We start from the raw sequence: 12,620 nt of genomic DNA on the forward strand, positions 1-12,620 counted from the left end.
AGCGATGACGGTAAGGAGTGCCGATGAGCGTGGGAGGGCGAGTCATCGAGGCAGGCATCGGCCCGTGGAGCCTTTCGGCGGACGGGTCCGCCCTGGTCCGCCAGGAACACGGCTACGCGGAGGGATGGCCGCGGGAGAGTGGTTCGTGGTCGCCCGCCGAGCGGATCGAGGTCCGCCCGGGGCCCTCGGTACGGGTGACCCTGGTCGGGGAGTCGGTGGCCAGGGGATTCCTCCTCGATCCAGTGGTCACCCTCGCCGACCTGTGCCGGGACGCCTTCAAACGGGTGGGTGCCGACATCGAACTGGTCGACCTTGCGGTCAACAACTTATCCCCGCAGGGCGCGGTGAAGCTGTGCCGTGCCGCGATCGAGCTGGGGTCGGCGGCGATCGTGCTCTACGTCGGCAACAACTTCCTGCGCTCGACGCCGTGGCTGGAGCCAGACCAGCGATCGTCGACGGCGGAGCTCTTCCAATGCGGCGGGTACCCGGAGTACCTGGCCGCACGGCGGCGCGCACTGGTCACTCTGGCCCGCGAGTTCCGTGGCGAGACGGAGCGGCTGTGCACCGAGGCGAACATGCCGCTGGTCGTGGTCGTCCCCGCCGTCAACCTGCTCGACTGGCGGTCCCCGTGGGTCGTGCCCGCCTGGCTGCCGGCCGGACGCGTGGCGGAGTGGGCGGTGACGCAGGAGGAGCTGGCCGCACTGCCCGACGAGGACACCTCGCCCGACTTGGCCGACCGCCGCTCCGAGCTGGCCGACCGGCTCGCCGGGCTGGACGGCGGCAGCACGCCCCGGCCGCTGGAGATCATTGGCCGGGACATGGTCTGCCGCGGACGGGAGACCGGTGGCCTCGAACTGCTCACGGAGGCGGTCGGGGTCGGCGCGGACCCGGCTCATTACGGCCGGCGCTGCCCCCTGGAGGTGGCGACCGAGCTGCGCCTGCTCGGTGCGACGCCCGGGTTCCGCCTCGTCGACGTGCCCGCTCGCACACAGCAGCGGTGGGGCTCGCGTGCCTTCGGCAAGGACGCGTTCCTGGACTACTGTCACCACACCTCGGAGTCACTCGGGGCGGTGGCCGGCGACATCGCGGTCGAAGTGGCCGCTGCGATCGGCGCACCGGTGTCCGGCGTGCCCGCGCGGTCCGAGCCGGACTTGCCCGCCGACCGGCTCGCCGAGTGTTACCTGCTGGCAGCGCTGCACAACCAGCACTGGGGTCAGTCCGCGGCGACCGTGCAACACTGGATCGCCGCCGCGCTGCGCACTGATCGGTCCAGTGTGGACAATCTCGTGTCCTACTTCGCGATGTCGGTGCCGACCGCGCTGTTCTGGCTGTCGGTCGCCTCGGCGTGCGGGCCGGGCCGGATGCACCGGTTCCTCAAGAACTTCTCTCACCAGGCCGCGCTCGACGCCGAGTTCGCGGCGCGGGCGCTGCGGGTCCTGGGCGCCGACAGTGCGGTGCTCCAGGCGGGTCTGGCCGAGACCTGGCGTGGGTTGCGGGTCGAGGACGTCGACGAGCTGAACCTCCTGGAGCCGTTCTGGCAGGAGCGGGACGGGCCGCCGCACCAGCTCGACGTCTTCACCGGGGAGCGGGGGCCGACCAGCCGCTACGGGTTCGTGACGGCCGGGGATCGGCCGCTTGGGCTGGAGACCGTACTGACCCTCGGAACCGGGTTGCCCACCAGCCGGTTCGTCGTGACGCTCAATGGCGGCAGGTGCTACGTGGGTCAGGTGACCGACGAATGGGAATGCCACCGGCTCACGCTGCCCGTCGAACTCCTCGTCCCGGGCGCCAACGAACTGAGTTTTCGATGGTCACCGGCGGCACGCGCGCCGCAGAGCACGGCATCGGCGATGTCGGTGCTCGGCCTGGGACCGGAGAGCCTGCACCTGGTCCGAATCGCGCGGATGCGGCTGACCGCGAAAACCACTCCATGACCCCAAGTCCCGGCTCATCGTCCGTCACTCGAACGACGCCTGGTCGACCCGACGCACCACGATGAGCACTTGGAGGCTCCCATTTCGCAGGAACAGAAACTCAATCGGCCCGTCATCGCCCGTCCGGGCCCGCCACCCTGGTGGGCACTCGCGGTCCCGTTCTTGCTGACACTCGGCCAGGGACTCTGGGGCATCCGCCGCGAGGGCAGCCTATGGGGCGACGAGACCACCACCTATGACATGGCGACCCGCACCTTGCCGGACATCGTCGCTATGCAGACCGAGAGCGTCCACGGCTTTTACTACCTGTTCATGCAGGGCGTGTTCGGCGTGTTCGGCGACGGCCTGGTGACGCTGCGCCTGCCCTCGGTACTGGCCATGTCCGTCGCCTCGGCCGTGGTCGCCGCCATTGGGCACCGGCTGGCAGGACCGGGGGCGGGCCTGCTCGCGGGCGTGCTGCTCCCGCTCGCCCCGGTGGGAATGCAATACATGCAGGCAGGGCGTTCCTACGCGCTGGTGACCGCTTTGGTCGCCGTGGCCACCTGGCTGCTGGTCCGCGGACTCGACGAGGGCCGGACCGCGCTGTGGGTGTGGTACGCCGTCGTGTCGCTGACCGCCTGCCTGTGCCACGAATTCGCCGTGCTGAGCCTGACCGCCCACGGCACAACCCTGCTCGTGGCGCGCGTCCCGTGGCCGACCGTCCGCAAGTGGCTGCTCGCGGTCGCGGGTGTCGCGGTGGGCATCGCGCCGCTCGCGTGGGTCACTTTCGGGCAGCGGGACATGGTCGACTGGATCGCCACTCCTGGCTGGCACAACCTGTTCGACTACCCGGTTCTGGTGGCGCTCGGCGTGACAGGTGCGGGCGTGCTGGTCGCGTTGAGAGGCGAGCGGGGGCGGCCGGTCGCGCTGTGGGTGCTGGCGCTGCCGATGCTGCTCGTGCCCACGGCGCTGCTTCTCCTTGTGTCGTTCACTATCGAGCCGTTGTACATCAACCGGTACGTCCTCTACTTCGTCATCGGGTTCGCCCTACTTGCCGGGGGAGGACTGGACCGCCTGTGGACCGCGGCGGCGCGGGTCCGGTGGACTTGGCCGTGCCGCGCGGTCCTCGTCGTCCTGACCGGTCTGCTCATCGCCGGCCAGGTGCCTGACTGGATATCTCTGCGCCGCGCGGACAGCAGATTGGACGACGACGCCGCGGTGGCCAGGGCCGTGGCGGACCTGGCCGAACAGGGCGACGGTGTGGTGTTCCTGCCCCTCCGGCGCCGGGAGGTCACGCAGGTGTACCCGGAAGTCTTCCGGGGATTGCGTGACGTGGCCGTCGCCCAGGCACCAGTTCCCTCGGGCACGGCGTACGGAGTCGAACTGCCCGCGGACCGGGTCAGAAGCGCACTGCTGTCCACCGACCGCATCGTCGTGCTCCGCGACGACCCGCCCCGCGGGGAGCCGATGGACACCCGCCCCCAAGAGGTCGTCAAGCGGCAGACCCTCGCCGCGTACTTCCGGGAGTGCACGGTCACCCGGGTGACGGGGGTGGCCATCGCCACCTACGCCAAGGACGGCCACTGCTGACCGCCACCAACGGAACGATCTGGTTAACTGCCTGACGGCTGCGTCCTAGCGCCCGCCTCGGGTGTGGGCCGGCGTTCCGGCGTCGTCCTTGTCCTCGATCAGGAAACCACCCGACTGGTGCTGCCATAGGCGGGCGTAGGTTCCCCGCCGCGCCAGCAGCTCATTGTGGGTGCCCTGCTCGATGATCTCGCCGTGGTCGAGGACCACCAGCTGGTCCATGCGGGCGACCGTGCTCAGGCGGTGCGCCACCACGAGCGCGGTCCGTCCCGCCATGATCTGCCAGAGCGCTTCCTGGATCAGGATCTCGCTCTGCGAGTCCAGCGCGCTCGTCGCCTCGTCGAGCAGCAGGATCGGCGCGTCCCGCAGGATCGCGCGGGCCAGGGCCACCCGCTGGCGCTGCCCGCCGGACAGCTTGATGCCGCGCTCACCGACCAGCGTGTCGAACCCGTCGGGCAGGGACTCGGCGAACTCGGTGACGTGCGCGGCCTGCGCCGCCTTCTGGATCTCCGCCTCGGTGGCGTCCGGCCGGGCGAACACGATGTTCTCGCGCAGCGACCGGTGGAACATCGCCGGCTCCTGCGGGACGTATGCGATCAGGCTGCGCAGGTCCGCCTGCCGAAGCCGCGCGATGTCGTGGCCACAGACCCGGATCGTGCCCGACTCGACGTCCGTCAGGCGCAGCAGCAACTGGGTGAGGGTCGTCTTGCCGCCGCCGGACCGGCCGACGAGCCCCACCGTCGTCCCGCTCGGCACCGCCAGGTCCAGCCCGTCGAACAGGGTCGGTGCGCCCGGGTGGGCGAACCGCACCCGCTCGAACCGGATGTCCGCCGCGGCCGGGCGCAGCGGTTCCGGCGCGGGCGGTTCGAGCACCGTCGGCGGCGTCAGCAGCAGCTCGGTGAACTGCGCCGCCTCGGTCAGCGAGCTCTCCAGTCGCCGGTAGATTCTGTTGAACTCGAACATGATTCGCGTCGCGTTGGAAAAGTACGTGAATGCCACGATGATCCCCTCCACGCCCAACCGGCCACCGGAGAGGCTGACCACGGTCAGCAGGCCCAGCGCGTTGGTGAGGACCGACAGCGGGGCGATCACGACGTCGATGCGCAGGTTCGTGTAGTCCCACGAGCGAATCGCGAGCCGGCGCAGGTGCGCGACGCGATCCCGGTGCTCGCTGGCCTCTCTGGCTTCCGCCGCGAAGGCACGCACGGTCGACATGTTGCCGATAGTGTCGGCCACGCACCCGGACACCTGCGCGTACTGGGCCTCCCGTGCTTCGACCAGCTTCTGCCTGCGCCGCACGAGTGGCGCGATGACGAACCCGGTGAGCGCGATGAGGCCCACCAGGACGAAGACGAGTATCGGGTCGTACTGCCACAGCACCGCCGACGCGAACAGCAGCGGCACGAGATTCGCCAGCACCGAGAACGCCATCATGTCCACGAATTCCTCGAACCGCGACGCGAAGCTCACCGCCCGCTTGGTCAGTGCACCGGCGAAGTTATCGTGGAAGAACGCGGCGTCCTTGGCCAGCAGCTCGTTCATGCCGAGCACGTACAGGTGCTCGACGCCATAGCCCTCCGTCCTGTTGAGACAGTGCTGGCCGATCCGCCAGAACACCTCCCCGGCCAGCAGGACCGCGGCGAATCCGAGTATCCACGGTGCGACCGAGCCGAAGGTGACGTCCATCCCGCCGCTGATCCGCCCGGCGAGCCCGGCGACGACCAGCGGTGCGACGTAGCGAATGCCGATGTTGGACATCGCGGGCCCCAGGACCCCGGGAATGGACATCCATTTGCGGCTGAAGAATTCGCGCCAGTAATAGCGCAGTGCCAACCGTACCGCCGTTCTTCGCTCCGACACGACGGAACGCCCCCTCACTATGGCTGATTTCGCTCACCCGAGCGCGAATACCCATGTGGCCGTGGGAACTACGGGACTCGCGACCGCTTATCATAGGTGATTTCACGCGTGTCGAGCCATCATCCGCTCGGCCAAATCACCGCAGTTCCCCGCTCTTGTACTCCATCCGTGGGAGACGGCCTCGAATCTGCGAGCCAGCACATCCTTGCCACACCGTCGGCCGGTGACGGACCACAGAATGCGGAGATGACCACAGCAACGTCCCGGGCACGCCGGGAGCGCGCCCTCGGCCATGTCGCCGGGCTGGCCTCCGGGCCACCGGTGAATCCGGCGCTGCGGGTGACCATCAACTTCCACCCCGACCGGCTGGCACGGGGACGACCGGTGCTGCTGGCACTGGCACAGGACGGCGTTTACTACTCGCAGTTCGTCACCCGAATCGGCAACGGTCGCCTGAGCGCGTTTTCCGGCGGGGACCGGTGGCGATGGGAGAGCCGGATCTTCAACGGCGCCTACGACGACGCGCCCGCCGAGGAACGACCCGTGTACGGGGCATTGAACTTCCGTCATTACGTGGCCGGCGCCGCGCCCCGGTTCGGTTCCGCCCACCTACGGCTGCGGACGCACACACAGCGGCGGTCGACGTTCTGCTACCCGGACAGCGCCTTCGAACCCGCCGACTTCGGGACCGCGGCCCGCATGGGACTCATCGAACTCGCCCGCGCCGACGACCGCGACGCCCTCGACGACTACATCGAGGCACAAGTACACGGCCCGCTGCGCCTGGACCGTGACGTGGAGGCACTGGTCCTAGACCCGTCGCACCACGGAACGGAGGTCGCCGACGCCGCCCGGCAGCTCGGCTGCCCGGTGGAATGGCACCCCGGATTCCGGGTCGCCGTCGGCGACCTCGCTGAGCACGCCGCATACCGCGGCCAGGAATACCTCGATCTGGCGGCCCGCATCGCCCAAAACGGAATCCTCGATCCGCGCATCCTCGGGCAGGCCGCGGACCACGTCGACCCCCACTCACTCAAGCGGGTGTGGCACTACCTGGCACGCTTCGGCCCACCCGGCACGGCGTAAGAATCGTCCCGCTGGTTCGGCTCCCGGGTTGACCTCGACGACCTCGGGAAGAAGGCGGCAGACCACCCACCGCCCCAGCACACGTATTCCGTACTCGTGCACCGGTCCGGGCGCGCGAGTCAGTTCAGCAGCCGCCGCCAGGTGTGCTCGTCGATGGTGCCGGTGGCCGCGATCCCGGCACCTGCCTGGAATTCCCGCACCGCCGGGGTCATCCGGTCCCCGAACCCCGTCGCTTCGGGCCCATGCCGGCCAGGGAGGTCAGCAGTACAGCCGCGGCCCGCACCCTCGCCCCGCGTGCCCGGGTCCAGTACCGGCGTCAGCGCCGCCCAGCCCGACCCGCCGAACAGGCCGGCTCCGGTTTTCTCGTGCCATAGCAGGACATCAAATCTGGAACCCCACAGGCAACGTCGAGCAACACCTCAGTCCAACTTCCGGGGAGCAGTTCACGTTTTTGCCCGGTGCCCCCTCTGTTGTGGCAGGGAGATCGACAGTTCGGCCTTCGTATCGCGTCAGCCGAGGATGAAGGGGTCTCTGGTGCCGCCGGTGAGCTCGACCCAGACGGATTTGTTCTCCAGGTAGGGGTCGAGGGAGTCGATGCCGTTCTCGCGTCCGAGTCCGGAGGATTTGTAGCCGCCGAAGGGGACGTTGGGGGCAACGACGCGGTAGGCGTTGATCCACACCGAGCCGGCGCGGATCTTGCCGGCGACGCGGTGTGCGCGGTGGACGTCCTTGGTCCACACGGCGCCGGCGAGGCCGTAGGGGGTGTCGTTGGCCAGCCGGATCGCCTCGTCCTCGTCGGTGAAGGTCACCGCGGAGAGCACGGGGCCGAAGACCTCTTCGCGGAAGACGGTGTCGGTGGGTTTGACCGTCAGCACGGTGGGTTTGACGAAGTACCCGCCGAGCGCGTCCTCGGCGGCGCCACCGTAGGCGACGGTGGCCCCCTCGGCACGGGCTTGGTCGAGATAGCCGAGCACCTTCTCGTACTGCGCTGCGTTGGCGACCGGCCCCATCTCGGTTGCGGGATCGTTCGGGTCTCCGAGCTTGATCTGGGCGGCGCGTTCGGCGACCAGGCGGGTGAGCTCGTCGTGCACGTCGGCGTGGCAGATCAGCCGGGAGCCGGCCATGCAGGTTTGGCCGGTGGCGGCGAAGACGCCGGCGACCAGCCCGTTGGCGGCGGCCTTCAAATCCGCGTCGGGGAAGACGACCTGCGGCGACTTCCCTCCGAGTTCCAAGGTTGCCGGGACCAGGCGGTCGGCTGCGGCGCGGGCGACCGCGCGGCCGGTGGCGGTCGAGCCCGTGAAAGCGACCTTGGCGATGTCGGGGTGGGAAGCGAGGTGTTCGCCGACCTCGCGGGAGAGGCCGGTGACGACGTTGACCACGCCTGCCGGGATGCCCGCCTGCTCGATGAGCTCGGCGAAGCCGAGGGTCGACGCCGGGGCGTGCTCGGAGGGTTTGATGACGATCGTGCAACCAGCGGCCAGCGCCGGGGCGAGCTTCCACGTCATCAGCAGCAACGGAGAGTTCCACGGGGTGATTGCCGCGACCACACCGACCGGGTCCCGCTGGGTGTAGACGAGGTAATCGGGGTTGGGGGCGGGGATCTGGCGGCCTTCGATGGTGGTGGCGAGTCCGGCGTAGTAGTGGAACCAGGTGCTGAGGCTGTTGAGCTGGCCGACCATTTCACGGTGGAGCTTGCCGTTGTCGTTGACCTCCAGCCGGGCGAGCCGCTCTGCGTTGGCCGTGACGAGGTCACCGAGTCGGCGCAGGCACGCGGCCCGGGCGAAGCCGGTCATCCGGCTCCACTCGCCGTCGAAAGCTGCTTTGGCAGCAGCGACCGCAGCGTTGACGTCGGCGGCGGTGCCATCGGGAATGCGTGCCCACGATTCGCCGGTGTAGGGGTTCTGGCTCTCGAAGGTCTTGCCGGAGAGCGCGTCGACCGGTTTTCCGCCGATGAGCATTCGGAACTGTTCGAGGATCGACATGAGACTTCCTTTCCGGGCGGAGGCCCGCCCATCTGCGTTCGTTTTCGCGTGATCAGTCAGGGAAGCCACCTGCTCGCGGCAGTAGAGCAGGGAAAGGGGAGTCGAGCACGTCACCGAGGTAGTGGGACACCGACAGCAGCTGTTGCAGGTCGAGCCCGGTGTCGTGGCCCATCCGGTCGAGCAGGTAGACGAGGTCGTCGGTGGCGATGTTGCCCGTCGCGGCAGGCGCGAACGGGCAGCCGCCGATGCCCCCGTTCGAGGAGTCGAGAGCGTCGACCCCGCTGTCCACAGCAGCGACGGCGTTGGCGTAGCCGGTGTTTCGCGTGTTGTGGAAATGCGCTCTCAGGAGGGTATTCGGGGCCACCGAGCGCACCCCGCCGAGCAGAGTTCGCACCTGTGACGGAACCCCCACGCCGACCGTGTCGGCGAGAGCGATCTCGTCGGCACCTGCGGCCTGGGCGCGGTCAGCGATGTCGACGACGCGCTCCGGCGGCACCTCGCCGTCGAACGGACACCCGAACGCGACCGCCACGGTGACCGTGGTGAACAGTCCGCACTTGCGAGCCGAGTCGATGATCTCCGCGGCGGTGTCGGTCAGGGCCTGGCTGGTCGAATTCTGGTTGGCCTTGGCGAAACCATCGGTGGCGGGGACGACGATGTTGATCTCGTCGACCCCTGCGTCCCGTGCTCGTGCGAAACCGCGGTGGTTGAGCACCAGGCCGATGTAGGAGATGTCGTCCCGCCGCTCGACTCCGGCCATGACCTGCTCGGCGTCGGACATGGTCGGCACGAGCCGGGGATGCACGAACGACACCGCCTCGATGCGCCGCACACCTGTTGCGACGATTCGTCGGATCAAGTCGAGCTTCGTGCCTGTGTCGAGAACCTTCTTCTCGTTCTGCAGTCCGTCTCGGGGGCTGACTTCGACGATGTGAACCACGGCCGGGTCTCCTAGATCGTTCCGCTGGAACGCAGCTCGGCGAGGTCTTCCTCGGACAGGCTTAGCACGGTCCCGTATACCTCGTCGTTGTGCGTTCCCAGTTTTGGAGGGCCTGCCCACCGCACCGAACCTGGGGTTGCCGAGAACCCGGGCACCACCCCGGGGCCCAGTACGGCTTCGCCGAGGCGCTCATCGTGGTGCTCGACCAGCATTCCCCTGGCCTGGTAGTGGGGATCGGACACGATCTCGGCTGCGGTGTAGAGCGGACCGACGATCACGCCGGTGGCGTCGAGGCGCTTCTGAACTTCCGAAGATGGGTATTGGGCGACCCATTCGGCAACGATCTCGTCGATCGCGTCCTGGTGTTCTCCACGGGCGAGGTGGTCTGCGAACCGGGGATCATCGGCCAGCTCCGGCAGCTCCATCGCGTCGCACAAGCGACGAAAGACCGTGTCCTGGTTGGCTGCGACCACCACCCACGTCCCGTCGGCAGCCTGGTAGAGGTTCGAGGGCGCGATGCCGTCCAACCGCGTTCCGCCGGGGCCGCGCACGTGTCCGGTGCGGTCGAAGTCCGGAATGGTCGATTCGAGCAGGGCCAAGCAGGACTCGGTCAGCGCGACGTCGACGACCTGGCCCTCACCGGTGACCGTCCGGCGGTGAAGCGCGGCGAGGACGCCCTGCACGGCGACCATGCCGGCCAGCGAATCACCGAGCGAGATCGCCATGCGCGGGGGAGCTTGGCCCGGGTACCCGTTGATCGCGCGCAGACCGCTCATCGCCTCGGCGACCGAGGCATACCCGGGTTTGCCCGCGTACGGACCGGTCTGCCCGTATCCGCTGATCCGAGCGAGGATGACACCACGGTTGACATGACGCAGGCGCTCGTAGCCGAGGTTCCAGCGTTCGAGCGTGCCGGGGCGGAAGTTCTCGATCACGATGTCGGACGTCGAGACGAGGTCGAGCACGAGCTGCTGCCCGCGCTCGGAACGGAGGTCCAGCGTGATGCACCGCTTGTTGCGGGCGTGCACGGTCCAGAACAGCCGGTGGCCCTGGTGCGAAACCTGGCCCCAGTCGCGCAGCGGATCGGCTCTTCCTGGCGCCTCGACCTTGATGACGTCAGCGCCGTAATCGCCGAGCAGCCGACCGGCGAAGGGGCCGGCGACGAGTGTGCCGAGTTCGAGAACGCGAAGCCCGTCGAGCGGACCGCGAACAGGTGCGGGCGCATCGGTGCGCCGTTCGGCGGGCGGTTCGTGTGGTGCATCGCGAGTGGACACGATGTGGTTCCTCTTTTCAGCGGTCGGTCAAACGTGGCCGGTCCTGCGGCTGGCGATCGGCGGGGGCATTGCAGGGCGGGGTGACTCATCTCCCGAGGTCGGTCGTCTTCGCGTACGAACCGCGGTGAAACAGCAGGGGGCTGCTGTCGGCTCGGCTGCCCAGGTCACGGACAGCGCCCACGACGATCAGGTGGTCACCGCCGGGATGGACCGCGTCGATCTCGCACTCGATCCACGCGCAGGAACCTTCGAGCACAGGCAGCCCTAGCGGGGAAGGAGCCCAGGGGACACCAGCGAACTTGTCGGCTCCTGATGTCGCGAATGTCGTGCTGAGGTGGGCTTGGTGAGCTGCGAGGACGTTCACGCAGAATCTCCCGGTGGCACTGATCCGCGGCCAGCTGGTCGAAGATCGGCCCGGTAGAACCAGAACCATCGGTGGGTCCAACGACAGCGAGGAGAACGACTGGCACGTGAACCCCACCGGGCCGTCCTCGCTGAGCGCCGTGATGATCGTGATTCCGGAGGGGAAGTGCCCCAGCACTTTCCGGAATGATCTCGCCCGCGTCGTGGTCATCATTCGTTCCTTCCATCGCTGCTCTCGGATCCGCAGCGTCGCTGCCGTGCTGCACGCACCGATGCCGCCGTTGAGGTGCGCGACCGTCCGAGGGCTCGATTAGCCGTGGTATGCCTCAGCGGGCGATATCGAGGTGGTGGCCCATGCGCGTCTGCTTGGTCCGCAGGTAGCGCATGTTCTGGGGATGTGCGGCGGTTGGCAGTGATACGCGGCTGACCACCTGCAGGCCGTCTCCGTCGAGCCCTGCGCATTTCGCGGGGTTGTTGGTGATCAGGCGCAACCGGTGGACCCCCAGATCGGCGAGGATCTGGGCGCCGAGCCCGTAGTGCCGTGAGTCGACGGGCAAGCCCTGCGCGGTGTTCCCCTCCACCGTGTCCAGGCCGTCTTCCTGCAGCGCGTATGCGCGGATTTTGTGCGCGAGGCCGATGCCTCGGCCTTCGTGTCCGCGCAGGTACACCAGCACACCGCAACCTTCGTCGGCGATCGCGCGCAGCGCCTGTTCCAGCTGCGATCCGCAGTCGCAGCGCAGCGATCCGAGGATGTCGCCAGTGAGGCATTCGCTGTGCACGCGGACCAAAGCGCCTTGTTCGGATCGTCCGGCCGAAGCGACATCGCCGAGTACCATCGCCAAATGTTCGGAATCATCCAATGTGGACCTGTAGGCCATCGCCCGGAACTCACCGAAGGCCGTGGGCATCGCCGCGGTCGCGAGGTGCGCCACTGAGCTTTCCGTCGTTTGCCGGAAGCGCACGAGGTCGGCGATGGACAACACCGGGAGGCGATGTTCCACCGCGAATCGGCGGAGAGATGCGCCCCGTGCCATCGAGCCGTCCGCTGCGACGATTTCGCTGATCACGCCTACAGGTTCGCGGCCAGCCAGGGACAACAGGTCCACCGCCGCCTCGGTGTGTCCGCAGCGGGCGAGGACGCCACCGTCGCGTGCGCGCAAGGGGAAAACATGGCCTGGTCGCCGCAGTTGTTCTGGGCGAAGGTCAGAGCGCGCGAGGGCTGCTGCGGTCAACCGCCGATCTGCAGCCGACACTCCTGTGCCGGTGTCGACGTGATCGACACTGACGGTGAACGCCGTTCCGTGGTTGTCAGTGTTGGCACCGGTGGACACCATCTGCGGCAGTCGCAATTCATCAACCCGCGAACCAGGCATCGGCGCGCAGAGGATCCCCGTGGTGTGCCGCACCATGAAGGCGATCTGCTCCTCGGTCACCGAGTCCGCGGCCACGACGAGGTCGCCCTCATCCTCCCTGTCGGCGTCGTCAACCACGACGACCATGCCGCCTGCGGCCAACGCGTCAACGGCGCGTTGGACCGCCTCTGTTCCGTTCACATCGCTCATCACGGGTACCTCCGGCCAAATGAAAACCACTCGGGAGCGCGTCGTGTGCTGTC

10 protein-coding genes are annotated in these 12,620 nt (G+C 68.4%); 3 read left to right on the forward strand and 7 right to left on the reverse strand.

Going from position 1 to position 12,620, the window contains the following annotated elements; all coding sequences use genetic code 11:
* The first annotated feature begins 23 nt into the window (after positions 1-23).
* Together SSPN_RS0137030 and SSPN_RS0137035 are read left to right on the forward strand one after the other, a co-directional pair.
* Positions 24-1,934, forward strand: a complete 1,911-nt coding sequence (locus SSPN_RS0137030) for a hypothetical protein (protein WP_010314990.1) — start codon at positions 24-26, stop codon at positions 1,932-1,934.
* Positions 1,935-2,096: 162 nt separating this feature from the next.
* A complete protein-coding gene (locus SSPN_RS0137035) occupies positions 2,097-3,503 on the forward strand; it encodes a glycosyltransferase family 39 protein (RefSeq protein WP_029536097.1) in 1,407 nt (468 codons plus the stop codon).
* A 45-nt stretch (positions 3,504-3,548) separates the two neighbouring features.
* Here SSPN_RS0137035 and SSPN_RS0137040 read toward each other — a convergent pair whose 3' ends face one another.
* A complete protein-coding gene (locus SSPN_RS0137040; protein WP_010314994.1) occupies positions 3,549-5,333 on the reverse strand; it encodes an ABC transporter ATP-binding protein in 1,785 nt (594 codons plus the stop codon).
* A 273-nt stretch (positions 5,334-5,606) separates the two neighbouring features.
* On the opposite strand from SSPN_RS0137040, the gene SSPN_RS0137045 reads away from it, so the two are divergent.
* Positions 5,607-6,446, forward strand: a complete 840-nt coding sequence (locus SSPN_RS0137045) for a DUF3626 domain-containing protein (protein ID WP_010314996.1) — start codon at positions 5,607-5,609, stop codon at positions 6,444-6,446.
* Between the two features lie 119 nt (positions 6,447-6,565).
* Here the strand turns inward: SSPN_RS0137045 and SSPN_RS61965 are convergent, their stop codons facing one another.
* From SSPN_RS61965 to SSPN_RS0137080, 6 genes are all read right to left on the reverse strand, one after another.
* The gene (locus SSPN_RS61965; protein ID WP_337466400.1) at positions 6,566-6,847 is read right to left on the reverse strand and encodes a peptidoglycan-binding domain-containing protein; all 282 of its coding nucleotides are present in this window, start codon (positions 6,845-6,847) and stop codon (positions 6,566-6,568) included.
* Between the two features lie 108 nt (positions 6,848-6,955).
* A complete protein-coding gene (locus SSPN_RS0137055) occupies positions 6,956-8,428 on the reverse strand; it encodes an aldehyde dehydrogenase (RefSeq protein WP_010315001.1) in 1,473 nt (490 codons plus the stop codon).
* 52 nt (positions 8,429-8,480) lie between these two features.
* Positions 8,481-9,368, reverse strand: a complete 888-nt coding sequence (locus SSPN_RS0137060) for a hydroxymethylglutaryl-CoA lyase (protein WP_010315002.1) — start codon at positions 9,366-9,368, stop codon at positions 8,481-8,483.
* A gap of 11 nt (positions 9,369-9,379) precedes the next feature.
* Positions 9,380-10,642, reverse strand: coding sequence for a CaiB/BaiF CoA transferase family protein (locus SSPN_RS0137065; protein WP_010315004.1), 1,263 nt, complete (start codon positions 10,640-10,642; stop codon positions 9,380-9,382).
* Positions 10,643-10,727: 85 nt separating this feature from the next.
* Complete coding sequence (locus tag SSPN_RS47755) at positions 10,728-11,219, reverse strand: flavin reductase family protein (protein ID WP_337466395.1); 492 nt, start codon at positions 11,217-11,219, stop codon at positions 10,728-10,730.
* 112 nt (positions 11,220-11,331) lie between these two features.
* Entirely contained in the window at positions 11,332-12,567 is a 1,236-nt protein-coding gene (locus SSPN_RS0137080) for a bifunctional 3,4-dihydroxy-2-butanone-4-phosphate synthase/GTP cyclohydrolase II (protein WP_010315011.1), read from the reverse strand.
* Positions 12,568-12,620 lie beyond the last annotated feature (53 nt).

Origin of the sequence: Saccharopolyspora spinosa NRRL 18395 (assembly GCF_000194155.1) — a bacterium.
GTDB classification, from domain to species: domain Bacteria; phylum Actinomycetota; class Actinomycetes; order Mycobacteriales; family Pseudonocardiaceae; genus Saccharopolyspora; species Saccharopolyspora spinosa.

Excerpts from the sequence above, each read along its gene's own strand:
- SSPN_RS0137030 (WP_010314990.1), top strand. The coding sequence starts at position 24 with ATGAGCGTGGGAGGGCGAGTCATCGAGGCAGGCATCGGCCCGTGGAGC.
- SSPN_RS0137045 (WP_010314996.1), top strand. The coding sequence starts at position 5,607 with ATGACCACAGCAACGTCCCGGGCACGCCGGGAGCGCGCCCTCGGCCAT.
- SSPN_RS0137055 (WP_010315001.1), bottom strand. The coding sequence starts at position 8,428 with ATGTCGATCCTCGAACAGTTCCGAATGCTCATCGGCGGAAAACCGGTC.
- SSPN_RS47755 (WP_337466395.1), bottom strand. The coding sequence starts at position 11,219 with ATGATGACCACGACGCGGGCGAGATCATTCCGGAAAGTGCTGGGGCAC.
- SSPN_RS0137080 (WP_010315011.1), bottom strand. The coding sequence starts at position 12,567 with ATGAGCGATGTGAACGGAACAGAGGCGGTCCAACGCGCCGTTGACGCG.